Annotated in this window: 14 protein-coding genes; 8 read left to right on the forward strand and 6 right to left on the reverse strand. The window is 65.8% G+C overall.

The window, feature by feature from the left end:
- The first annotated feature begins 284 nt into the window (after positions 1-284).
- Positions 285-3,335 carry a PVC-type heme-binding CxxCH protein gene (locus ACOYYX_RS09915; RefSeq protein ID WP_422929764.1) on the forward strand — a complete coding sequence of 1,017 codons (3,051 nt, stop codon included), beginning with the start codon at positions 285-287 and terminating at the stop codon, positions 3,333-3,335.
- Between the two features lie 93 nt (positions 3,336-3,428).
- On the opposite strand, the gene ACOYYX_RS09920 is transcribed toward ACOYYX_RS09915, so the two are convergent.
- Positions 3,429-4,265 (reverse strand): cyclase family protein, encoded by an 837-nt coding sequence (locus ACOYYX_RS09920; protein WP_422929765.1) that lies wholly within the window; start codon positions 4,263-4,265, stop codon positions 3,429-3,431.
- A 197-nt stretch (positions 4,266-4,462) separates the two neighbouring features.
- On the opposite strand from ACOYYX_RS09920, the gene ACOYYX_RS09925 reads away from it, so the two are divergent.
- Both ACOYYX_RS09925 and ACOYYX_RS09930 read left to right on the forward strand, forming a co-directional pair.
- Positions 4,463-5,299 carry a SirB1 family protein gene (locus ACOYYX_RS09925; RefSeq protein WP_422929766.1) on the forward strand — a complete coding sequence of 279 codons (837 nt, stop codon included), beginning with the start codon at positions 4,463-4,465 and terminating at the stop codon, positions 5,297-5,299.
- A gap of 301 nt (positions 5,300-5,600) precedes the next feature.
- The gene (locus ACOYYX_RS09930; protein WP_422929767.1) at positions 5,601-7,817 is read left to right on the forward strand and encodes a redoxin domain-containing protein; all 2,217 of its coding nucleotides are present in this window, start codon (positions 5,601-5,603) and stop codon (positions 7,815-7,817) included.
- Here the strand turns inward: ACOYYX_RS09930 and ACOYYX_RS09935 are convergent.
- The 3 genes from ACOYYX_RS09935 to ACOYYX_RS09945 all read right to left on the reverse strand — a co-directional run bounded on the left by ACOYYX_RS09935 (position 7,811) and on the right by ACOYYX_RS09945 (position 11,023).
- On the reverse strand, positions 7,811-9,523 hold the full coding sequence (locus ACOYYX_RS09935) for a glycosyltransferase family 39 protein (protein WP_422929768.1): 1,713 nt from the start codon (positions 9,521-9,523) through the stop codon (positions 7,811-7,813). The genes ACOYYX_RS09930 and ACOYYX_RS09935 overlap by 7 nt on opposite strands.
- A gap of 120 nt (positions 9,524-9,643) precedes the next feature.
- Complete coding sequence (locus ACOYYX_RS09940; protein WP_422929769.1) at positions 9,644-10,147, reverse strand: N-acetyltransferase; 504 nt, start codon at positions 10,145-10,147, stop codon at positions 9,644-9,646.
- Positions 10,148-10,372: 225 nt separating this feature from the next.
- Positions 10,373-11,023 (reverse strand): tyrosine protein phosphatase, encoded by a 651-nt coding sequence (locus tag ACOYYX_RS09945; protein ID WP_422929770.1) that lies wholly within the window; start codon positions 11,021-11,023, stop codon positions 10,373-10,375.
- A gap of 262 nt (positions 11,024-11,285) precedes the next feature.
- Between ACOYYX_RS09945 and ACOYYX_RS09950 the strand changes: the two genes are divergently transcribed.
- From ACOYYX_RS09950 to ACOYYX_RS09960, 3 genes are all read left to right on the forward strand, one after another.
- Entirely contained in the window at positions 11,286-12,881 is a 1,596-nt protein-coding gene (locus ACOYYX_RS09950; protein WP_422929771.1) for an ArnT family glycosyltransferase, read from the forward strand.
- A gap of 155 nt (positions 12,882-13,036) precedes the next feature.
- Positions 13,037-14,446: a hypothetical protein gene (locus tag ACOYYX_RS09955; protein WP_422929772.1), complete on the forward strand. Its 1,410-nt coding sequence runs from the start codon at positions 13,037-13,039 to the stop codon at positions 14,444-14,446.
- Positions 14,447-14,590: 144 nt separating this feature from the next.
- Positions 14,591-15,565, forward strand: a complete 975-nt coding sequence (locus ACOYYX_RS09960) for a hypothetical protein (protein WP_422929773.1) — start codon at positions 14,591-14,593, stop codon at positions 15,563-15,565.
- Positions 15,566-15,581: 16 nt separating this feature from the next.
- Here the strand turns inward: ACOYYX_RS09960 and ACOYYX_RS09965 are convergent, their stop codons facing one another.
- Positions 15,582-16,367 carry an FkbM family methyltransferase gene (locus ACOYYX_RS09965; RefSeq protein ID WP_422931610.1) on the reverse strand — a complete coding sequence of 262 codons (786 nt, stop codon included), beginning with the start codon at positions 16,365-16,367 and terminating at the stop codon, positions 15,582-15,584.
- A gap of 1,143 nt (positions 16,368-17,510) precedes the next feature.
- Here ACOYYX_RS09965 and ACOYYX_RS09970 point away from each other — a divergent pair.
- Together ACOYYX_RS09970 and ACOYYX_RS09975 are read left to right on the forward strand one after the other, a co-directional pair.
- Positions 17,511-19,157 (forward strand): efflux RND transporter periplasmic adaptor subunit, encoded by a 1,647-nt coding sequence (locus ACOYYX_RS09970; protein ID WP_422929774.1) that lies wholly within the window; start codon positions 17,511-17,513, stop codon positions 19,155-19,157.
- A gap of 28 nt (positions 19,158-19,185) precedes the next feature.
- A complete protein-coding gene (locus ACOYYX_RS09975) occupies positions 19,186-22,326 on the forward strand; it encodes an efflux RND transporter permease subunit (RefSeq protein WP_422929775.1) in 3,141 nt (1,046 codons plus the stop codon).
- A gap of 94 nt (positions 22,327-22,420) precedes the next feature.
- Here the strand turns inward: ACOYYX_RS09975 and ACOYYX_RS09980 are convergent, their stop codons facing one another.
- Positions 22,421-23,908, reverse strand: a complete 1,488-nt coding sequence (locus ACOYYX_RS09980; protein ID WP_422929776.1) for a TolC family protein — start codon at positions 23,906-23,908, stop codon at positions 22,421-22,423.
- Positions 23,909-24,983: the final 1,075 nt, after the last annotated feature.

Raw genomic sequence — 24,983 nt, forward strand, 5'->3', positions numbered from 1 at the left:
CGTGTGAAATGGACCTGCCGCGCGGGGATCGGCACACGTCGAGGGGTTGGCATGCAACGATGCCCCGTGGCCGCCCGTTTCGAAGGAATTCGTGGCGCGGGGATGCTAGTCCCGATGGCCCCGACGGTCAAGGCGAGACCTCACGCCCCGCCGACGGGCTCGGGAGGGTGGACGCGGCCGTGGGATCGAGTAAACTCGTTGACCGTCAAGCGCTTATCCCTCCCGCCCGAAGCTTGATCCAGCCCGCCGAGAAGATTACGGCTCGTGCCTTCGAGGAGATTTCGATGCATCTCGTGCTCGCACTCTGGCTTTCCAGCCTGGGGCAGACTCCCGCCCCGGTTGAGAACGTCTCATCCTTCCCTCCTCGGTCCGCGTTCGAAGAGCGCAAGGCGCTCCACGTGCCCGAGGGGTTCGAGGTCCAGCTCGTCGCCGCCGAGCCGGCCATCCAGAAACCGATGAACATCGCGTTCGACGACCGAGGCCGACTCTGGGTCACCGGCACGGTCGAATACCCCTATGCCGTCGCGGCGGGCAAGACCGGGCGAGACACCGTCAAGATCCTTGAGGATTTCCAGCCCGACGGCCGCGCGGGGAAGATCACGACGTTCGCCGAGGGGCTGAACATCCCGATCGGACTCCTGCCGCTGCCGGGAGGGCAGGGGGCGCTCATCTATAGCATCCCGACCATCGACCGCTTCCTCGACACCGACGGCGACGGCAAGGCGGACAAGCGCGAGCCGCTCTACAAGGCTTACGGCTACCGCGACACCCACGGCATGACCGGCTCTTTCTCCTGGGGCTTCGATGGCTGGCTCTACGCCTGCCACGGCTTCGCCAACGAGTCCCAGGTCGAAGGGGCGGACAAGTCCCCGATCAAGATGAGCTCCGGCAACACGTACCGGATGAAGGTCGACGGCTCCCACGCCGAGTACTTCACCCACGGGCAGGTCAACCCGTTCGGCCTGACCTTCGACCCGCTCGGGAACCTCTACTCGTCCGACTGCCACTCCAAGCCCATCTACCTGCTCCTGCGCGGGGGATATTACCCGAGCTTCGGCAAGCCCGACGACGGCCTCGGCTTCGCGCCCGACATGATCGCCCACGACCACGGCTCGACGGCCATCGACGGCGCCACCTTCTACGCGGCCGACCAGTATCCCGAGCGTTATCGCGGCTCGGTCTTCATCGGCAACGTGGTGACGAACCGGGTGAACCACGACCTGCTCGAGTGGCACGGGTCGAGCCCCAAGGCGATCGAGCAGACCGACTTCGTCTGGAGCGAGGACAACTGGTTCCGCCCCGTCGACATCGAGCTCGGCCCCGACGGTGCGCTCTACATCGCCGACTTCTACAACAAGATCATCGGCCACTACGAAGTCCCGCTCACCCACCCCGACCGCGACCACGACCATGGCCGGATCTGGCGGATCGTCTACAAGGGGGCCGACGGCAAAGGGAAGGCCGTCCAGCCCCGCGCCGACTGGGCCAAGGCCACGGTCGCCGAGCTGATCGAGGACCTGGGCCACCCCAACCTCGTCGTCAGGACGTATGCGGCGAATCAGCTCGTCTTGCGTCAGGACGCGGCGATCGACTCGCAACTCACCGAGCTCGTGACCTCGCCGGCCGACGTCTGGCGCCGGGTGCATGGCCTCTGGGTCCTCCAGCGCCGGGGCAAGCTCGGCTCGCCAACCCTCGAGAAGGTCGCGACCGACACCGCCTACGAGGTCCGCGTCCACGCCATGCGGATGGTCGGCGAGCGTGAGGCCGAGCCCGAAGCCCTCAATCGGCTCGCTCGCGCAGGTTTGAATGACACCAACGCCTTCGTCAAGCGCTCGGCCGCCGACGCCCTCGGCCGGCACCCCGAGATCGAGAACGTCCGCCCGCTCCTCGACGCCCGGCAGGCGGCCCCCGCCGACGACACGCACCTGATCCACGTCGCCCGCATGGCCCTTCGCGACCAGCTCCTGCAGGCCTCGGCCTGGAAGGCCCTGGACAAGCTCTCGCTCAACGAGCGCGACCGCCGCGACATCGCCGACGTGGCCAACGGCGTCCCGACCGCCGACGCCGCCGCCTTCCTGCTGAACCACATCGAGACGGCCAAGGAGTCGAGCGAGAACCAGGCCCGCTACGTCCACCACATCGCCCGCAACGGCTCCCCCGAGACGACCAAGCCGCTCGTCGCCTTCGTCCAGGCCCACGCTGGCGAGGGCCTCGTGCGGCAGTCGGAACTCCTCAAGGCGATCCAGCAAGGGTTGCAGGAGCGAGGTGCACCGCTGACCCCGGAGATCAGCGCGCTCGCGGTGGACCTTACCCGTTCGCTGCTCGACTCGGCCAAGGACAGCGAGAAGTTGCTCGGCATCAGCCTCGCCAGTTCGTTCCAGCTCCGCGACCTCAGTGAGCGGCTCGAAGCCCTGGCGAAGGATGGGAAGCTCACCGAGAACGCCCGGACCGAATCCCTCACGGCGCTCGTGGGCATGGATCCGAAGAAGGCCATCGGCGTCCTCGGCGTGGTGCTGGTCGACGCCTCGTCCCCGATCGTGCTTCGTGAGCGGGCGGCCACATCCCTCGCGGCGATCGACCAGGCCGAGTCGCGCGGTGAGCTGCTCAAGGCCCTGCCGACGGCCCCGGATCGGCTCCAGACGACCATCGCCGCGGGCCTCGCCGCTCGCAAGGCCGGGGCCGAGGCGTTGCTCGAGACCGTGACCTCGGGCAAGGCCTCGGCTCGACTCCTCCAGGAGCAGCGCGTCGCCGGCCCGCTGGCCAATGCCGGCATCCCCATGCTCAAGGAGAAGCTGGACACCTTGCTTCAGGGTTTGCCCCCCGCCGACCAGCGGCTCAAGGAACTCCTGGAAAAGCGTCGGGCCGCGTTCGTCAAGGCGCCCGGCAACGTGGAGGAAGGGGCCAAGATTTTCGAGAAGAACTGCGCCGCCTGCCACCAGATCGGCGGCAAGGGGGCCCGCGTCGGCCCGCAACTCGATGGCGTCGGCAACCGGGGCGTCGAACGGCTCCTCGAGGACGTGCTGGATCCGAGCCGCAACGTCGACCAGGCCTTCCGCGTGACCAACCTCGCGCTCAGCGATGGCCGCGTCGTCACGGGGCTCCTGCTCAAGGAGGAAGGGGCCGTCCTCGTCCTGGCCGACTCCCAGGGCAAGGAGGTCCGCATCCCGACGAATCTGGTCGAGGAACGCTCCACCGCCCAGTCGTCGCCGATGCCCGCCAACTTCGTCGACCAGATCACCGAGGCCCAGTTCTACGACCTGCTCGCTTACTTGCTCTCGCAAAAGCAGGAGCCGAAGGCCGCGAGCCGGGAGTTGAACGGGTTCCTCTCGAGGTAATCGCGTCGCGAACGCCTGCCGCCATTGAGAACGCCCCGGTCGAGCGGCGACCGGGGCCTTCTCGTTGGATGGCGTTGAAGTCAGTCATGCAACTCAGGGCAGGATCGCGATGATGCGGGTCGGCCCGCCGCTCCCCCCTTTGATCTTCATGGGCAGGGCGATCAGCGTGGCCCCCGAGGCGGGAACCTTCTCCAGGCTGGCGACGTTCTCCAGCCCATAAATCCCCGCGCCGTTCAGGACCTGGTGGGCGAGAAAGTCACGAGACGGCCCGTGATCGAGGCTCGCCGTATCGATCCCCACTCCCGAAACCTTGCGCTGCGAGGCCAGCCACTTCGCCGCCCCTTCCGAGATGCCGGGGAAATGAAGATGGGCCGTGTCGCCTGGGGTGGTGCTCCCCATGTATCTGGCCTTATCCGGCCAGAACTTGCCCCAGCCGGTGTGGACGAGGACGATCGCCCCGTCGGGGATCTTGCCGTGGGACTTCTCCCAGGCGAGGAGGTCCGCTTGTTCCAAGAGATAGTCGCGATTCTTGGTGCAGGCTCCGCTCACATCCACGACCACGGCCGGCCCGATCAGGCGGGAGATCGGGAGTTGGTCGGCCGTCTGCCGGTCCTTGCCGAAGTGGATGGGGGCGTCGAGGTGGGTGCCGCCGTGCTCGCTGGCCGCATACGTCGCCGAAGCGTACCAGTGCCCCTTCTCGTTGTCGCCCCAGTGCGACTTCTCCCAGCGGAAGGTCTTGTCGGTGGGCCAGTAGATCGTCTGCTCGTCGAAGGCATAGGTCAGGTCGACCGCCTTCGCCTGCAAGAGCCGGCTGGCGTGCCCATCCGCCAACCCGGAGGCTTCGGGCTGGGTCTGCGCCTGGGACGTGACGAGCTTCCCCACGATGAAGGCCGCTCCGATCATCGCGGCCACGCGTATCTCTCGACGCATCGATCGCCCTCCCAACCCTTTGCGGATGTGTAGAACCGAAGACCAGGACACTCCTCGACGCTGAGGATAGGGCCGACGGAGCCGCGGCGGCAAGGGACCGGCGGTTCGCCATGCCGAGGTTGCCCGAAATCGCAACCCGGCATATCCTTGGGCCATCGACGCGAAACTGTGTCGGGCAGGCTGGGGGAGTAGGTTCCGTGCGATTGCCGTTCTCGACGAGCCCGGAGTTCCGCAAACTCCTCACCCGTGAGGAGCCGACCGACCTCATGCGGATCGCCCTTGAGATCGCGCAGGACGCGTACCCCCACCTCGACACCGAGGATTACCTCGGGAAAGTCGACGCCCTGACGACCCGGATCCGCGAGCGTTGCCCGGCCAATTCCAAGCCGCGAGGGGTGCTCGGCCAGATCAACTGGGTCCTCTTCGTCGAGGAAGGGTATCGAGGCAACGGCGAGGACTATTACGACCCGAGGAACAGCTACCTGAACGAGGTCCTCGACCGCAAACTCGGGATCCCCATCTCATTGTCCGCGCTCTACTGGACGCTCGCCGGGCGCCTGGGGCTTGCGATGTCGGGGGTGAGCCTGCCGGCCCACTTCCTCCTGAAGGTGGGCGAGGACGACTCGACCCTGTTCGTCGACCCCTATCACGGCGGGGCGATCCTCGATCAACGCGGTTGCGAGATGCGCGTCTCGGAGATCGTGGGCGAGCCCGTCCGCCTGACCGAGGCGCAGCTCGCCTCGTGCGACCATGCCACGGTCGCCGCGCGGATGCTCCGCAACCTCAAGGCGATCTACCTGCGGAACCAGGACTTCTTCCTGGCGCTCCCCGTGATGCGGCGGCTCGCCGCGCTCCGGGTCGACGACCACGAGGAGCAACGCGACCTGGGGCTCCTCTGCCTCCAACTCGAGCGGCCGGCCGAGGCGATCGTCCCGCTCCAGGCCTATCTGGACGCTTCGCCCAAGGCGGAAGACGTCGATCAGGTTCGCACGCTCTTGAGCGTCGCCAGGCGAGAAGTCGCAACCTGGAATTGACGGCTCAGCCTCAATCACGTCTGATGCAGACCGAGCGGAAGATTCGAATGTGACCGAGGGGAATGGGCCTCCGGGAAAAATCCCGGTGCGAGCGATAAATTTCCTCAAGTCGCTCACGTGGGATGTCGAAACCTGAAGATGTGGCGTTCGCGAGCAATCGAGGAGCGCCCTCGGCAGTAGCTTCAAAAACCCCGAGAGAAAACCTGCACAGGTCCGGATGGATCTCGACCTGTCGCAACGTTTGGGGAGCCTGTAAGCGTCTGCAAGGTAAGATCGGTTAACAGGAGGAGGAACTGAAGACATGCCCACATTGCGATCGGCGACTTTGATCCTCATCCTCCCGGCGTTCTTCACCGGCTGCGCGACCACCGCGGGGGTCTCGCCCAACATCCGGACCGTGGCCTCCGTCGGGGACAAGACCCTGCCGGTCGTCACCGGAGAGCCGGGTTCCTCGGTCAGAACCGAGGTCGCCACCCCCGATCGCCCCCGACGCAACCAGAGTCGGATCTCGGGACGCGTGGTCGATGACCAGGGCGAGCCGATGGCGAACGTCAAGGTCCGCGTGGCCGTCGACAACTCCGCGGCCGGCAAGCTGATCAGCACCAAGACCGACGCGACCGGCGGATTCACGCTCCAGAACGTGAAGGCCGGCAAGAGCTATACGATCATCGCCGAGGACGATACCGAAGGCCTCGTCGGTCGCGCCGAGGCCGAGGCGTCTGACACCGACGTCCGCATCAACCTCTTCGCCGCCGGTTCCAAGAAGGTGGCCAAGAAGTCCGGCGTCAGCCCGATCTCGGATCGCGAGCCGCTCGAGGACGAGGAAGAGCCCGCCGCCCCGGTTCGTACCAAGAAGTCGAAGATCAACCTCGAAGACATCGACGCCCCCCCCGCCGTCGAAGCGGAGGCCCTGAACGACGATCCGGCCGAGAAGCCCCGCAACTCGATGGCCCGAACCAACGATCAGGCCGTGAGCCGGACGACCGCCCGCTGGCGAGCCGCGCCCGCCAAGGGCTCGGGCACAACGAAGCCCGAAGCCAACGCGGGGGAGGAGGAACCAACCGGCGACGTGAACGAGGAGCCGTCGGGGGAGGCTCCGGAAAAATCGGCGTCGAGCCAGGACGAGCCGCTCGATGACGACGGGGTCGACCCGCTCCCACCCGCCCGGGAGCCTAAAAAATCTCGCGGAGGGTCGAGCCCACCCGACGAGGGTGAGCCGCAGGCCTCGGCCGTCGAGAAGGCGGCACCAGTCGCCGCGGTCGAACCGAGCCCCGCTCAAGAACCAGCCCCCGGCAACACCGGGGGCCAACTCGTTTCCGCTCCCCCCGAAGAAATGCCACTTCCGCCGGCCGAGGGGACCCCGGAAACCCCGGTCGCCGACTCGGGGCTCCTGCCGAACGTCCAGGAGGCGCTCCCCTCCGCGGTTGTCGCTGCGCCCGCCTTGACCGAGGCCCAACCGCTGCCCGAGGTGAACGGCAAGGCGAAGCCGCTCGTCATCAACCCGGCCGGTTCATCCATCGATGACCTCGAGAAGCTGGTCGAAGCCGCCCCGGCGGCGCCCGCTCCCGACGCCCCGGCAGGGGATGCGCAGGCTCCCGCGGTGGCATCGGCGGCTCCCGCTCCAGCGGAGGCGGACCCATTCGAGACCGCCCAGCCCGCCGAGGGGGATTCCCAGTTCGCGCCCGCCGCCGCAGCCGAGGCTGTCGCCGATTCCGGAGCCGCAGCCGACGCGATGAAGGAGAGCCCGACCGACGCGCTGAAAGACGCCGAGGATCCGGCGGCCAAGCCTCGCAAGCGTGCAACCTGGGGGCAGATCACCGCCTCGGCCCCGAAACCCAAGCCCACCAGCGGCACCATGACCCTGGTCAGTTCCGGCGAGGGACGACCGCGTCTCTCCACGCTGCCGACCTATGGCGGCCGGTCGATCAATCAGTTGCGGTCGACGGCCCCGGCCCAGCCGCAAACCCAGGCAGCGGCCTCCGCCCCGGCCCAGACCGAGGCCCAGCCAACGGCCACGACCGACGCCCGCACCTACTGCGACTGGGATCCCAAGCAGCGCAGGCTGAAAGACTTCCGCCTCCCCAACCTGGAGGGCAGGCTCGTTCGTTTCCAGGATATCGACACGGACCTCGTCCTGCTCGACTTCTGGGGGACCTGGTGCAAGCCCTGCATCCGCACGGTGCCCAAGCTCGTCGAGATCCAGACCAAACTCGGCGGGAAGCGCCTGACGGTGGTCGGGATCGCCTGCGAGCAAGGTGCACCGCAGGATCAGGTGCAGAAGGTGGCCAAGGAGGCGAAGCGGCTCGGGATCAACTACCCGATCCTGATGAGCGGCCTGGACGGCCCTTGCCCCTTGCAGGAGGCTTTGGACATCACCGCGCTGCCCACCCTGATCGTCGTCGACCGCCAGGGGCGGATCGTCTGGCGTGACCAGGGGGCCACGCCGAACACCCTCACCCGGCTCACTCGCTTCCTCTCCCCCGAGATCCAGGCCAGCAACGCCATCCGCCGTTATTGAGCGGACGGCGGGAGTTGCCTGGCGATTGCCTCGGCCTCGGCATAAGGGAAGACCCAGACGAGCGGCACGCCCAGCTTCTTGACGACGTATGCCGGATTTCCCTTCTCGACCAGGGCCCGGTCGATCGGCCTGAAGGCTCCCGGGCGATTCTGGAGCACGTACCAGGCCCACCTCGCCCCGGCCCGAGGCCGGACCTCGAAACGCATCTTGCCATGGGCCTGGAGATAGAACCACGAGGTCGGGTTGGTCGCGAACATGACCTGCTGATCCCGGGTCGTGTGCTGGTTGAGCCAGGCCAGGGCGTCGTCGGACAGGCTATCCCAGAAATAGGTCGGCTCCATCCCGAGCGCCGCGGCTCCCGGCAAACCGCCCACGATCGGGCTGAAGTAGGAGAGCGGCACGGGCATCATCAGGGCAAGCCCAACAGCCCCCTCGACGGCCGCCCCTCCGATCAGCCATCGCCCCACCTTGCGAGAGCGATCCAGCAGGGACGCCGCGCCAAGCCCCGCCATCAGCGCGAGGAGGCCGAAGGCCGGCAGCATCTGGCGGACGCCGTCATGTCCCGGCGTGTGCGGCATCGCGCGGAGGAGCAGCAGGAACGCCCAGTGGCCCAGGATGAGGATCCCGATCGGCTCCGCCTTCCACTTCCGGAAGACGCGGACCACCCCGGTCAGCGCCAGGGCGAGGAAGCCGACCGGCGTGACGAGGACCGTCCAGGCCAGCGTGTTGTACCAGGGGAGCGACTGATTCGGGGTCTGGTAGATCTGGCCGAGGAAGAGGACGGGGATCGGGATCGTCTTGCCTCGCGTCAGGTTCGAGACAAAGAAACGCCGGACGCCGTCGATCGGGTCGTTCCACCAACAAGGGTTGAAGGCATAGAGGACCCCGACGGCAACGACCCCGCCGACGAGCAGCGTCAGGAACCCGCGACGACTCCGCTCGATGAGGGTCCAGACGATCATCGGCAAGGGCAGGAACCAGCCCGTCAGCTTGGTATCCGCCGCCCAGCCGGCCAGGATCCCGAAGGCGATGACCCAGAGCCACCTCGGGTTCCGTCGCGTGTCGTCGACCTTGCGATCGACGGCCTGGGCGAATGCGATCAGGCCGAGCAGCCAGAGGCTGGAGAGCAGGCCATCGAGCGTGGCGTAATGGCCGTTGGCGAAGAGGTTCGGCTGCACGATCCACGCGATCGCGGCGAGCGCCCCCGCCCAGGCTCCCCAGCGCCTCGATACGAAAACGAAAAGTGCCCCGGCCGTCAGGCTGAAGAAGAACATCGGGCCGAGCCGTGCCCTTGGCAAGGTCGCGAACTTCGGGGCGATGGTGTCGCCGAGCAGCCCGACGATCGCATAGAAGGGGGGATGCCCGTGAGGTTCCTCGCGCGCGAACGGCCAGAACCACCTGATGACGTCGGCCGAGAACAGCTTCTCCCGGGTGTCGATATCCTCCCGGCGCGGGGGGAGCTGGCCATCCTGCTGGACGAGCTCGACCTCGGGCGATGGGGGATACCAGGCGCTGGCGAACCCCGGTGGGTTGGCCAGCGCCTCGAACCACATGCGGATCCGGGCCTCTCGGCCGAGGGTGAAGCCCTCGTCCCAGACGATCGCCAGGAATGGCTCCGTCGCCATCATCCCGAGGAACGTGGCGGCGACGACCACCAGGCCCCAGACGCGGAGCACCCAACGACTCGGTTCGGAAGCGGCTGTCACGACGCCCTCGTCAATGGTTGTAGCCGTGGTGGGAAATCGAGAGGTCTATAAACAGGCCGAACGTGGGTTCCCTTCCGGGAGCGCCACGTTCGACTCGATTGGACTCGTGATGTCGCCCGGTCAGGCGGAGACGGCTTCGAGCGAGTTTCCGACTGTCGACCACTCGGGGTCGACGGAACGGATCAGGGCGTTCTCATTGCAATTCGGGAAGAGCGGACACCGCACGCACTCGTTCCAGATCTTGTGCGGCAGGTCGGCCTTCTCGATGCGATGATACCCACACTTCTCGAAGAACTCGGCCACATACGTCAGCGTGAAGACCGACGGGATCTCGAGCGCCTGGGCTGCGTCCCAGCAGGCGTCGACCAGCATCCTTCCCACTCCGCGGCCCTGGGCCTCCTTGGAGACGGCCAGGCACTTCAGCTCGGCGAGGTCTTCCCAGAACACATGAAGGGCGGCACATCCGATGATCCTTCCGTCGTCTTCGGTGACGACGAGGAACTCGCGGATGGATTCGTAGAGCTCACCCAAAGACCTTCGGATCATCAACTTTTGATCCGCGAAGGTCCGGATCAGTTCCTGGATGGCGTTGACGTCGCCGACGCGAGCGGGGCGTATGTCCAATCGAGGGATCCCCCAAACCCCGGCTTTGAACCCGGGTGTTCTTGCCAGTGCCCAAATTTTTCGAATGCGCAGGCCTCTCTGCGGCATCCGTGGGCGAACGGATTATTGTATGACAGCCAACCCCTGAATCAAGGGAATTACGACTTGAGGCGAACGAATTCGGGATGCGTGTCGACGCACCCCGTCTCGCCCGAGAAATCAGACGCCTTCAAACCTCGCGTCGGCTCAGGCCGACGCGGCCGAAATCTGCGTCGGGGGGGGCGTCGCACCCGGCGCGGACTTCTGCAAGCTCTCCCGGTATGGCAGGACGCGTTCGACGTAGAACGACTCCATGTGCCGGTAGTCGGGGCCCTTCGAGACCTTCACCAGGCCGAAGGTCCTGGAGATCTCATCGGCCGATTGCTCGAGCGACCATCCGCAATACTTCGTCCTGTACGCCATCTGGACCATCGACGTGCGATTGATCCCGTGGTGGCAGTGGAAGTAGAGCGGGTAATTCTTCGGATCCGCGAGCAGGGCCGCCGCCTCGTCGAGGTGGTCGGAGATCACGTTCCAATCGCCGGTGCCGCGCTCGTCGACGATGGGGATGTGGACCCAGCGGTATCCGAGTTCCTTGGCCATCCCCTTCTCTTGAGCCACCAGGGGGTGGTTCGGCGGATGGGCGAGGGCGACGACCGTCTTGATCTTGTAGTTGTGGACGACCCGTCGCATCGGCCAGACGTGGAGCCAGGCGCCCCGGTAAAGCTTTCCGGGCTCGACCTCGGCGAATTTGTCGGCGAAGACGTAGTCGTGGCCATGCCGCCAGAGCTGTTCGCCCGCCAGGACGCCGAGACCGGTCACCAATCCCCTGCGGATCCAGACGCGTCGCGTGCTCATTTGAGATTAAAACTCCGAGACTACGGGGCGAATCCCTGCCCGAATCCGGGGCGCGGGATGGTAGCAGAGGGTCGGAAATGCAGCAAGACCGACCATTTGCAACGCCCAGTACCGGTAACGGAAGATCGACCGAAACCGGGCTCCGAGTTGAATTCGGAGGCGAGGCTTCTTGAAAGTTTGCTGTCGCAGGATGTCAGCAGGGCGTATAAGATTGCCGCCAACCCTCGGCGACGAGGCCTGGCACCATTGAGGAATGTCAAGGATGACACCACGTTACGCCCTTTTCCTGCTGATCCTGATCTCGACGCTCCTCCGCCTCCTCTGGGCCGGCGCCGTCGGCCTCGGCAATGACGAGGCGTACCACTACCTCTTCACCCAGCACCCCGACTGGAGCTACTTCGACCACCCGCCCCTCCTGGCGTTGGTCGAGCGCCTGGGGATCCTGCTGGCAGGGGGTGAGGCCACCGCGTTCAGCGTCAGGCTCGGCTTCATCGCCCTCTTCGCCGGCTCGACCTGGCTGATGGCCCGGCTCTCGACCCAGCTCTACGGCGAGCCAGCCGGCTTCTTCGCCGCCCTCGCCTTGAACCTGACCGCCTACCACAGCGTCGCCGCGGGGACGTTCGCCCTCCCCGATGGGCCGCTCCTCTTCTTCTGGCTCCTCACCCTCGATCGCCTGATCGCAGCGATGGAGACGCCCGAGCGCCTCGGTCCCTGGATGTTGGTGGGCCTGGCGTGGGGCGGGGCCTTGCTCAGCAAATATCACGCGGTCTTCCTGCCGATCGCGACCTTCCTCTATTTCCTCAACGAACCCTCAGCCAGGATGTTCCTGAAGCGGCCTGGGCCTTATGTCGCCGTCCTGATTGGCTCTTTACTCTTCGCGCCGGTCATCTTCTGGAATGCCCAGCACGACTGGGTCTCGTTCGTCTTCCAGGGAGGTAGGGCGGTCGGGGAGTTGCGGTTCCGGCCGGACATCCTCGCCGGCGCGGTCCTGGGGCAGATGCTCTACCTCTTCCCCTGGATCTGGCTCTCGCTGGTCGTGATCCTCGTCCAGATCGCTCGCGGACTCTTCCGCCGAGATGAGGGGGTGGCGATCGAAAGGTTCCTGGTCCTCCAGTCGCTCGTGCCCCTGGCGACATTCATGGTCGTCGCCTGCACCCGCGCGGTGCTGCCGCACTGGACGCTCGTCGGGTTCCTACCTCTCTTCCCGATGCTCGGGCGAGCCTGGGCCGCCAAGCCGCTGGGATTCTCGAAACGGCTCCGCTTCCTCTCCTTCCTCATGCCGGCGATCGCCGCCGTCGTCTGGGTCCAGTGTGTGACGGGGATTCTGCAGCAAGGGGGGAGCGGGACGCTCGGCCTGCTCAAGGTCTCGCGAGACCCGACCCTTGATCTCTACGGCTGGGACGTCGTCGGACGCGAGCTGCGTTCCCGAGGGTTGCTCGACCGGCCTGACACCTTCGTCTTCACGAGCTCGTGGTATTACAGCGGACACGTCGGGCACGCGATCCGGCACTCGAAGACGCCCGTCCTCTGCTACAACTCGTGGAATGCCAGGAGTTTCCGCTTCTGGAGTCGGCCCGACGAATGGCTGGGGAAGGAGGGGATCCTGGTCTCGCTCAACAATCATTCGGCCGAACCGCACTGCTATGACCGCTATTTCGAGCGTATTGAACTCATCGGTGAATTCGCCGTGGAGCGAGCAGGGGCCCCTGTGCGGAAGGTTCGGCTCTATCGCTGCGGACGCCAGATCAAGGCTTTCCCGTTCGATGGGTTCGAGAAGACCGACCCCGATCGGAAAATTGCAAAATCGATCGGGAAAGCGAAGCCAGCGGTGATGACAACGGATAGTCGCACTCGGTAACTTTGCCCTTCCCCCTACAATTCACACAATGGGCGCATGCACGGTGGCGAGCGTCGCGATAGCGGTCCGACAGTGTGCCCGCCTCGAATCGAGGTAGGCCTTTTAGAGGTGGATCGTTCCAAGGTCGAATCGGGCAGGGTCTGGGGAGGAGAGGGATGGAAGTGAATGCGATGACCTTGGCAGACCGACCCATGGGGCCCATCTCCAAGGTTGTTGGCCTTTATCAGACGCTCCTCAGGCGAAGCCTGGAACACTTCTTCCCCGACGGAGTGCTCGAGGCCGAGGGGGATCGCAGCTTCATCAACTGGGATGGCCTGCCGGTCGAGGAGCACTTCCGCGTCCGCGACGACCCGGATGGGCTCGGGGTCCAGATCGACTGGTTCCGCTCGCACTATACCTTCCTGCCCGGCAGCCCGGCGCCGTTCCTCCCCGCCGAGCGCCGCCTGATCCGGATGATCCTGCGGGCGCTCGACCTCCGCTTCCGCAGCCTGTTCGACCTCGACGTGGCGCACAGGATCGAGCGGTTCCAGTATCTCCAAGAAGACCTGATCATCTCCGACTACCTCAACTTCGAGGATAACTTCCGGATCCCGGCCGCTCTCGAGGCCCTCCGCGTCGCAGCGCTCTCGACTTACGAGAACCGCCGCGTCTCCCTCGGGGCCCTGCTGCTCGGGACGCCGACCGACCCGGCCGTCCCCGACTGGGTGAACCCGGAAGGGGCCCCCCGGTTCAACATCAGGCTCACCGCCATCAAGGGGTTCCACCGGCTCTGCGACGGCGTGAAGACCCTCTTCGTCGTCGACCAGGCCGGCGATCTGACCCGCGTCGTCGACATCCGCAAGTGGGCCGAGGCCTGCCAGGGGGATGAGCCCCTCGAGAACCCCTGCCCGCGCGACTATGTCGGGCACGCCAGGGCGACGCTCAACGGCCGGCACGTCTGCCTCGTCCTGACCCCCTCGCAGGAGATCAAGGTCTTCGCCGACGGGACCCTGGCCTTCGCCTTCAGCGACGCACGCTGGCGCCTGCTCGACATCCCGACGAAGTACGCGGCCTGGTGCAAGGCTGTCGGCAAGGGATGCTCGAGCGACCTGGCACACCGGATCTTCCAGGCGGGCCTGAACCTGAGCGAGGACCGCCGAGGCGCCCTGTTCGTCGTCCTCCGCGACCCGGCCGATTCGATCCCCAAGCTGATCGCCCCCACCGACCGGATCGCCGACGAGGTCGCGTTCGACGACCCGCAGGATCCCGACAACCTCTCGCCGCGCCTGGCCAAGCAGGCCCTCCACCACGTCGTCCGCGGTCGCTCCCTGATCGACCTCGACGCCACCGTACTCGAAGCCATCGCGGGGATCGATGGCGCGGTCGTCACCGACCTCGAAGGCCGGCTCATCACCTTCGGCGCGATCCTCCGGATCAATTCCGAGTCGCAACGTGTCGCGAGGGCCGTCGAGGGGGCACGCACCCTGGCGGCCCTCGCCGCCTCGTATCACGGCCCCGTCCTCAAGGTGAGCGAGGACGGGTTCCTGACCATGTTCCTGGGCGGGAGACGCGTCTGGGAGCTCTGAGCCAGAGGCCGGAAATCGCGGGTCGTTGAGGTCTCTGGGGCGCAAAGGCGTGGTCGTTCGGCCACGCTTATTCCATGCGCGCACGCCTCACCGCTATAATGACCACCCACGAGATCCGCACGCCTGGCTTTCTCTGCGACCAATATGCCTATCAATACGTTACGCCAATGGCTCCGCAGCCGTCCATGGTGGCTGGCCTTCCGCGAAATCGGCCGAGAGGGCTACGGGAATGCCGCGAGACGGATCTATTACTCGCGCCGGATCCTGAGCTCGCCGCCATTGCGGACGAGCAAGACGGGGCCGGTCGAGGTCCGCGTCCTCACCTGGCGTCGCGATTGGCTTAACCTGCTCTGGGCTCTCAAGAGCTTCTACCACTTCGCCGAGGTGGACTACCCGCTCTACATCCACGACGGAGGCCTGCTGCCGCACCAGGCCGAGAAGCTCCGGGAGCACTTCCCGGACGCCACGTTCGTCCCCACGGCCGAGGCCTCGAAGCGCATCGCCGAGGAGTTCGAGCGGCAGGGCCTCAAGCGTTGCCTCGAGTATCGCAAGGTCAATGTGAGCACATGCAAACTCTTTGACTTTTTCTCGTTCTCGACCGCCGACTACCTCATCGTCATCGACTCGGATATCGTCTTTTTCAAGCGACCCGACCTCCTGCTCGTGCCCCCCGAAGGTCTCCCGGTCAACCGCTACAACCGCGACGTGGCCCCCTGGTACAGCATGACGCCCGACGAGCTCGACGAGGCGTTCGGCATCCGGCCCCCGGAGAAGGTCAACAGCGGGCTCGCGGTCATCAAGCGTGACTCGATCGACTTCGAGGCCATCGACAAGTGGCTCGAACACCCGAAGATGTATGAGAACAAGTGGGTGACCGAGCAGACGCTGCACGCCCTCTGCTCGACCATCCACGGCATCGAGTTGTTGCCGGATACGTACAAGGTCGACGTCGATCCGGGGCTCTCGCCGGACCTCGTCTGCAAGCACTACCCGGGCTTCTTCCGGATCTGGCTCTATCGCGAGGGGATGGGGCACCTGCTCAGGACCGGCTTCCTCAAGGCCCTGCGCCGGAACGCGGCGCGGTCCGCGACCCCGGCCCCCGCGACCCAGCCGAGTTGAACGCGAGGCCCCGACATCACGGGGCCTTGTCGCCGCTCCGCTTGAAGAACTGCGTCTGCAAGGGGGCGTCTTCCCGGAACGAGGTCGGGTTGACGTCGTAGAAGCCGGCGTTGATCAGCGTGTCGTACAGGTCTCGCGTCGAGCTTCCGGCTGCTTCCAGATAATAAGCGTTGAACTCGCAGAGGATCGCCTTGATCCGACCGGAGGCGAGAGCGTGGCTGGCCCCTCGAAAGATGGTCGGCTCATATCCTTCCACGTCGATCTTCATCACGTCGATCGTGTCGATACCCCACTCCTCGATCATCGCGTCGAGCGTGCGGACGGGAACCTCGATCGAGGTCGACTCCCCCTCGTTCCACGAGATCATACTCGGCGTGTGGTTGCGATCCTCGGCGCGGGGGATGTGCAGGACCGACGTCCCCGGCTGATCGCTCAGCCCCATCCGCTCGATCCGGACGTTCTTGATCCCGTTGGCCTGAACGGACTCGGCGAGGCGGGTGGAGCAGGCCGGGCTCGGCTCGACGGAGAAGATCCGCCCCGAAGGGCCGACGATCGAGGCGGCGAGCAGGGTGAAGTAGCCGATGTTGGCCCCCACGTCCAGGAAGTTCATCCCCGGCTTGAGGTGCTCGCGGAGCAGGGCCGTCTCCTCGGGCTCATAGCAGCCGAGGTAGATCCAGCGGTGGATGTCGTCCGCCAGGTCGAGCTTGACGTTATATCCAAATATCCGCGCGGTCTTCTCGCCCGACCTGGGCACGAAGGCCCCCAGGAGGCGGAGCTTGCCGCGGAAAGGGACGTCTCGCACCAAATTCAACGCATGGTGAATCATGGCAAGGGTCTTATTACCGTGGATCCGGAGAAATCTCAGTGGGAGCAGGACTTGGAAAAAGCCCGCTCATCTCCACGACTCTAGCTCAAGGCTCCGAGGCCCCATCGACTCGCGCTCGGCGAACCGACGGCCGGCGCAATCCTTCGGGCAGCTCCGGGATAGCCTCGGCAGGAGAATGTCATCAGTCTGTGGGGATATATAGGACGGAAACAGGCTCGCCGAATTCGAAGGGCGGTTCAATAGGGCAGTCCCGACGGAAGGACTCCGGATGAGCGCACGATTTCGAGCGGATTCGTACAGATTCCCTCTTATGCTCTCGCGAACGAGTTGTGCATACAACGGCATCTGTCATCTTGCATGGGATGACAAATCTCGATCGGATCAGGCCGGGACCTACGGGCGAGGGGAGGCTTGACGGCCCTATCGTACAATCATGTGCACGCCGGCCGGTCAAAACGTAAAAAACCGAAGGCCCGGCGGCTACGAATTGTTTGAGGCAATTCGCGGCGTGGCGGCAGCGACGAGTTGACGTAACCTACTTTAAAGGACTATATTTAGGCAAATACGCGTCGGCAGCTGCGTTGTGACTCCCCGGCTTGTGATTCTCCTGTCCGCAAACGACGGGACTTGCTCTTGATCCATTCGGAATGAAAAATAAGAGGTGAGGACCGGGTTCCGTTGCTCAACCCCCCCCGGGGCTACGAATCCCAAGAGGTGGACATTTGGTCTCGCGGCTTCCGATTTCGAGCCAGGGTTACGACACTTCAACATCGGCCACGAAGGGTAGCGGCGCCACCACTTCTCCCCTCCGCTCCTCCCGCTTCTCGCTCTCGGCAAGAGCCTCGGACGACTCCCTGGATCAGGGACCGGGTTGGCCGGGCCGAACCTCGAAACACACTCTCCCCGGTCGCGCGAGAGGCTCTCTGGCCTTGCGCCCGGAATCCCTCTTCATTCGAGCTTGGATCCGCTGACGACGGATCGACGCTTCGAAGACCCATCCCATTTCTCCCTCATTGATCTGCGCGAAGAATAGGTCCGGAGTATTCCATGAGCGAAGCGACCGAGGCGGTGGGACGAATTCAACCTGTCAAAGGTAAAGCTTCCTCATGGAAGAGCGCCGTGCAGCTGGGGGCAGCGGCCCTGGTGGGAGGGGGCGTGGTCGCGGTGGGGGCGATCTGGTACGTCAATCGCCTCGAGAAGGATAAGCCGGAGCCGGCCCCGTCCTCCGAACTGATGGCCCAGTCCAAGGCAGCCCCCGAGCCCCCGCCGGCCGCCGAGGTCAAGGTCGAGCCGGTGCAGCTTAACCCAGAGCAGCAGAAGGCGATCGGCCTGATGACGGCCAAGGCGTCCCTCGGCGTCTCCTACGACGTCCTCGCCGCCCCCGGCCGGGTCGCCCCGAATGAGTCGCAGTACGCCTTCATCACGCCGAGGGCTTCGGGCGTCGTGCGCTCGGTGACGGCCAGGGTCGGGCAGGACGTGAAGGCCGGCGACCTCCTGGCGACGATCGACAGCCCCGAGGTCGGCACGGCGAGGCTCGACCTCTACACCAAGCAGCAGTCGCTCGACATCGCCAAGGCCCAGGCCGGCTGGCAGGAGCGGATCCACGCCACGACCCTGGAGTTGATCCGCCGCCTCCAGAAGGGGGAGACCCCCGAGCAGATCCACAACGCCTTCTCCGAACGCCCCGTCGGCGAGAACCGCGAGAAGCTGATGACCGCCTATGCCCAGTATCGCCTGGGCATCGCGACCATGGACCGCAACAAGGACCTCTTCGCCCAGAAGCTGATCACGCCCAAGCAGTTCGATCAGGTGAAGGCCGACTACGAGGTTGCCCAGGCCGGCTACCAGAGCCTGATGGACCAGATGGGCTACGAGACCATGCTCGCCAACACCAGGGCCAAGCAGGCCCTGCAGCAGGCCGAGACCGCCGTCCGGGCCGCTCGCGAGCGACTCCGGATCCTGGGCGTGAAGCCCGACGGATCCGAACCCCAGATCGCCGGCGGCAAGATCGTGGGCCTCGCCAAGGACGGTGCGCTCCCCGACTCGGCCGCGGACGACCAACCCGAGTCGGACAAGTCCGGGGCCATCCTCCCGTCCCAGCGTGAATTCGGGGCGCTCGCCGGCGCCCCGCCGAGCGTCCCGGGCACCGACCCGAGCACCAAGGATGCCCCGGTGAGCACCTACTGCATCTGGGCCCCGTTCGACGGAACCGTCCTCGACCGTGAGATGATCGTCCCCGGCGTCGCCGTCGACACGACGCACCGCATCTTCACCATGGCCAACCTCAAGACGGTCTGGGTCGAGGCGAACGTCCACGAAGGGGACTTCAACATGCTCGTCCGCAGCAAGAAGGGCAAGGTCCGCTTCCGCTCCCCCGCCTATCCCAACCACACCTTCGACGGCGAGGTCATCTACACCGGCGACCTCGTCGAGGAGCAGAGCCGCTCGCTCAAGCTGCTCGCCAGGGCGAGCAACCCCGAACGCCTGCTCAAGCCGGGCATGTTCGTCGAGGTCGAGGTCCTGATCCCGCGAGAGAGCACCGCCGTCAACATCCCCGCCTCGGCGCTCCTGACCGAGGGGAACCGCTCCTTCGTCTACGTCCAGATCGGCCCCGATCGCTTCGAGCGGCGCGAGGTCGGGGCCGAGGCGCCGCGGGGCGACATGGTCCTGATCCACGACGGCCTCAAGGTCGGCGATCAGGTCGTGACCGAGGGGGGTTACAAGCTCAAGTCCATGGCCGTCCAGATCGCCAGCTCCGCCAACTAATCCCCCCACGCCGTCGGGAGAGGCTTCGTTGTTCGATTATATCATCAAGTATTCGCTCAAGAGCCGCGGCTTCGTCCTGCTGGTGCTCGTGGGCCTGGCCGCGTCGGGCATCTACTCGCTGCTGAGCCTCCCGATCGACGCGGTCCCCGACATCACCAACGTCCAGGTCATGGCCCTCACGAGCGCCCCGGCGCTCGGCCCGGAGGAAGTCGAGCAGTTCATCACGATCCCCGTCGAGAACGCGATGAACGGGATCCCCAAGATCAAGGAGGTCCGCTCGTTCTCGCAATTCGGCATCTCGGGCGTGACGATCATCTTCGAGGACGGGACCGACATCTACTGGGCCCGCCAGCAGGTCGGCGAGCGCCTCGACCAGGCCAAGTCCGACATCCCCGATGAGTTCGGCGAGCCCGAGATGGGCCCGATCGCCACCGGCCTGGGCGAGATCTATCAGTTCGAGATCCGCAACGCGGAGAAGGCCCCGAATCCCCGCTCGCCGATGGAGCTGCGCACCATCCTCGACTGGGAGGTGGCGCGCCGGCTCAAGAGCGTGCCGGGGGTCGTCGAGGTCAACGCGCTCGGGGGCGAGCTGAAGACGTTCGAGGTCGAGCTCGACCCCAACCGGCTCCAGGCCCGCGGGATCGCCATGAACCAGGTGTTCGAGGCGATCCGTCGCAACAACGCGAACGCCGGCGGCGGCTACATCCAGCGCAACGGCGAGCTCCGCGTCATCCGGGGCGTCGCGCTCATCGAGAGCCTCAAGGACCTCGAGGAGGTCATCCTCAGCACGACCAAGGGGGGCACCCCGATCTACGTCCGCGACGTGGGGACGGTGCGACTCGCCCCCATGATCCGCCAGGGGGCGGCGACTCGCGACGGCCGCGGCGAGGCCGTCACCGCCATCGTCTATCTCCTCGCCGGCGAGAACGGCCGCGTTGTCGTCGACCGCATCAAGAAGAAGGTTGCGGAGATCCAGAAGGACCTCCCCGAAGGGGTCGTCATCGACCCGTACTACGACCGCAGCACGCTCATCGAGAAGACGATCGGCACAGTCGTCCACAATCTGGCCGAGGGCGGCGTGCTCGTCGTCGTCGTCCTGCTCATCCTGCTCGGGAACCTCCGCGCGGGCTTGATCGTCGCGCTGGCGATCCCCCTCTCGATGCTCTTCGCCGGGAATCTGATGGTCTACTTCGGCGTGGCCGGGAGCCTGATGAGCCTGGGTGCGATCGACTTCGGCCTCATCGTCGATAGCGCGGTGATCGTCATCGAGAACTGCGTCAGCCGCCTGGCACACGCCAGTCCGACCGATAATGGCCGCGAGGTGATCCGGCACGCGACCCTGGAGGTCCGCCGGCCGGTGGTCTTCGGCGTGGCGATCATCACGATGGTCCACCTCCCGCTCCTCGCCCTGCAGGGCGTGGAAGGGAAGATGTTCCAGCCCATGGCCCTGACGGTGATCTTCGCGCTCACGGGTTCGCTGCTGCTCTCCCTGACGGCCACGCCCGTGCTGGCGTCGTTCTTCCTCAAGCCGGGGAGGTCGGAGCGCGACACGTTCCCGATCCGCTTCGCGAAGTGGGTCTATGAGCCCGTCCTCCGCCGGGTTCTGAAGCACCCGATCGCGGTGGCGCTCGCCGCCGTCGTCGGCTTCTCGGTCTGCATCCCGGTCGCGATGCGTCTCGGCGGCGAGTTCATCCCGCAGCTCGACGAAGGGGACCTCATCATCACCCAGATCCGGCCGCCGAGCGCCTCGCTGAAAGAGGCGATCGGCGACTCGACCCGCCTCGAGGCGGCCCTCCGCAAGGAGTTCCCTCAGGAGATCCGGACCGTGGTGAGCCGGATCGGCCGGCCAGAGATCGGGCTCGAGGCCGGCGGCGTGAACCTGACGGATACCTGGGTGCTCCTGAACGAGACGGAGCACTGGACCAAGGCTCGCGACAAGGAAGAACTCGTCACCAAGATCGAGGCCATCTGCAAGCGCGAGATCCCCGGCACCTTCTTCGGGTTCAGCCAGCCCATCGAGCTTCGCTTCAACGAGCTGCTCTCGGGCGTGCGATCCGACCTCGGCATCGGGATCTACGGCGACAACCTGGAGACCCTCCAGCAGAAGGCCGACGCCATCGCGGGAGTCCTGCGTTCGATCAAGGGCTCGACCGGCGTGAAGGCGCAGGCCCTGGGCGGCTTGCCCTTCCTGCGGATCGACGTCGATCGCGACCGGATCTCACGCTACGGGATCAACGCGGCCGACGTGCTCGACGCCATCACGGCGCTCGGCGGCAAGATCGTCGGCCAGGTCGTCGAAGGCCAGCGTCGGTTCGACATCCAGGTCCGCTTCGGGGCCCAGTACCGCAACGACATCGAGACCATCAAGGCGCTCAAGATCGCCGACCCCCAGGGCCGCATGATCCCGCTGGAGGATCTCTCCGAGATCCACCTCGAGGAGGACACGTATGAGATCTGGCGCAAGGACCGCCAGCGCCGGATCATGATCCAGTCGAACGTGAGGGGACGTGACCTCGCCGGATTCGTCGCCGAGGCGCAGCGGCGAGTGACGTCGGAGGTTTCCCTCCCTCGCGGCTATACTCTGGAGTGGGGCGGGACGTTCGAGAACCTCCAGTCGGCGACCAGGCGGCTCACGATCGTGGTGCCGGTGGCCCTGGTGATGATCTTCCTGCTGCTCTACTCCACGTTCCACTCGATCAGGCTGGGCGGCCTGATCTTCCTGTCGGTGCCGCTGGGCGCGATCGGGGGGATTTTGGCCCTCTGGCTCCGTGGCCTGAACTTCAGCATCTCGGCGGGCGTCGGCTTCATCGCGCTGTCGGGCGTGGCCGTGCTCGACGGCCTGGTGCTGGTGTCGGCGATCCGGCAGCTCATCGAGGAGGGGACCGAGACGCACGAGGCCGTCCACAATGCGTCGATGTCGCGGCTCCGCCCGATCCTCATGACGGGCCTCGTCGCGAGCCTCGGGTTCGTCCCGATGGCTTTCTCCACCGGCGCCGGGGCCGAGGTCCAGAAGCCGCTGGCGACCGTCGTCATCGGCGGCCTCTTGACGAGCATGCTCCTGAAGCTGATCGTCCTGCCGGCGATCTACCCCTGGTTCGATCCGGGCCCGATGCACCACGAGACCGGCGACTACGAAGAGCTCGCCACCGAGCCGACTCCCGCCCACTGATCGGGCAGGGCACTCGGATCGAGCCGGCCAACACAAAGGCGACGCCGGCGGTCCATGACCGCCGGCGTCGCCTTTTCTTCGTTCCCGGAGCTCTTCAGGGGAGGAGTCGCATACCGATCGCCGTGTTGAGCCGGAGCATGCTGCGGCGGTGGCGGAGTAGCATGTCGCGGTACTGTCGAGAGGCCTCGTTGTACTCGCGCTGGGCGTTCAGGTAGACGATCGCCTCTTCCTCACCCTGGATGAACAGGCGGTAGGCGTCTTCGCGGACGCGGGACGCGGCCGGGATCAGCTTGGACTCGATCCGCTTCACCGCGGCGCGGGTCAGGACGTATTCCCGCTCGGACCTGCGCACATCATTCGCCACTTCCTGCTCGCGCTCGGCCAGCTCGACTTGAGACTGGCTAACATTGAACCGGGCCCGCTGGATATTGCCCTGGTTGCGGTTGTAGATCGGCAGGGGGACCGTGACGCCGAGCGCCCAGGACGTCGCACTCTTCTGGTTGAAGGGTGCGTTGTTCTGGAAGGTGTATGGCTGCCAGAGGACGTAGACGTCGGAGAGCCGGTTCGCCACGGCGAGCTTCACCTCGGCCTCGGCGCGGGAGATCCCGAGGCGGAAGGCGTTGACGTCGGGCCTCGACGCCATCGCGAGCCGGATCAGTTCGTCGGCCGGAGGAGGCTCGGAGGCCGTGTCGTGGATCGATCCGCGAACATGGAGCACCTCGGCCTCGGGGCCGGGGATGTTGAGCAGGGTGCCGAGGTTCCGCTTGGTGCCCCGGAGGGTTTCCTCGGCGTCCATCACCTCGACCTCGGCCGCCTCGTAGAGCGCCTCGATCCGGCTGACCTCGGCGGGCGTGCGCGACCCCTTGGCCTGCATCCGCTGCGTCCGGTCGAGCAGGACCCGGAGGCCCTCGCGGGCCGCCGATGCGAACCGGATGGTCTCGCGAGCCCCGAGGACGTCGCTATAGGCCGTGTACAGGTTGTCGATCTGGATCCGGACGGCATCCTGATACTGCGCCTGGAGCACGCTCTTGGCCCGGCAGGCGACGACCGTTCGGGCCTTGCGCTTGCCGGTCACGTCCACCGGATAGGTGATGTTGATGTCGTACTGGACGGGACCGCCAGGCCGCTGGCTCGAGTAGTTGCCGTAGGGGATGAGCTGGCTGTCCGCATAGATCAAGGGGTTTGCCCTGAGGCCCGCGGTGAGGATGTCGGCGTCGGCCTGGGGCAGCTCGAACGAACGGGCCTGGAGCCCGAGGTTCTGGTGGACGAGGCGCTCGATCGCCGCCTCGATCGTCAGCCCGTCCGCCGGGCCTTCATCTTCCTTGTTCTCGGGGAGCGAGAGCGGCCCGAGCAGCGGCACCTGGGCGAGCGGCAGGCTCGAGGGGGCCTTGATCCCTTCCTCCTCAGGCACGCGAGCCCGGCGCATGCCCGGGGTCGTGATCGACGAGGGGACGCGAGGGACCGAGGGGCCCGGCCTCCCGCCCAGCGTCTCTTCGGCGCCTCCCGGGTTGAGGTCGCCGCTGGGGGTCGAGGCCCCGATCGGCGGCCCGAGGGACGATCGCTCGCTGCCCGGCTCCGGCATGCCATCGGACGGAAGCGTCGGGCTCTGGGCGACCGCCCGAGTCCCTAGGGATATGAGCAGTCCGAAACCAATGGCAAATAACGGGGGGAAGATTTTTCCCATGGTTTTGTCCCCTCCCTGGGACGGTCCATCACTGACCTGTCGATCGGCGGCGCCTTTGCGACGGTATGGGCGCAGGCGCATCGCCTGATGCGACGATTTCCACGAATATCATCGGGAGGGAGGGATTCTCGTCTGTGCCCTCGGACACGCATTCTCCGATCGCTTCACCCTACAGTTGGAATGACCGGATCATTGGGTGCGACCGGCAGTTGAGCCGAATTTCGGCAGACGAAGTGCATCGGAGTATCGGGGTTTCTCGCCATTTGGATGTGATCGAAGCTGTTGTCCAAGAAGGCAATTGAGTCGACCTTCGGGGCACGACGCCGAAATCATTCGCGCAGCATCGACGGGCATTATCAACGAGACATGAATTCACAATTCGTCACCAACAAGACCCGCGGAACAAAGTTGAGAAGCCACTCACCAAACAACAAACATTCGTAGATACTAGCAGGGGTTCCCCTGCATTCCTCCGTTTCGAGTCAATGCCGAACGCCCCCTCACTCGCCGATATATCGCCGACTCCTCCGTCGCCCGAATGCCCGTACGAATCCTCAGTCCCCACGAAGGATCGGGCACTCTCGAGGCATCGAGAGATGCAAAGCCCACGATGAGGCAACTCCGATCGCATCGGGGCTCGTGGTCCGCGAGGCGAGAGCGCAAGCGGATTCGACGGATGGGAGTGGAATCAGCAGCGTTCGAAAAAAATGACGGCCGCGGTCAAAGACGCCGCGGCCGTATGAGGAAAGTCTGTCGGACGTTTGAGGCTCAGGAAAGGCCCTTGGAGACGGAGCGGAAGCGGGCTCGCGTGATTCCCTTGTGGACGGTCACGACGCCTGGCGTGGGGGAAGCGGCGCGTGGGGCGGTTGGGCTACGCTTCTCCTCGTGGGAGATGTTCAGGAATTCGCGGGCGGCTTGGAGGTCCGAGGCTTCGATTTCAGGAAGTGAGTTCTTTTGCATAGCAGCGAAGGTC

This window comes from Singulisphaera chitinilytica, assembly GCF_049331405.1.
Taxonomy (GTDB): Bacteria; Planctomycetota; Planctomycetia; order Isosphaerales; family Isosphaeraceae; genus PoT.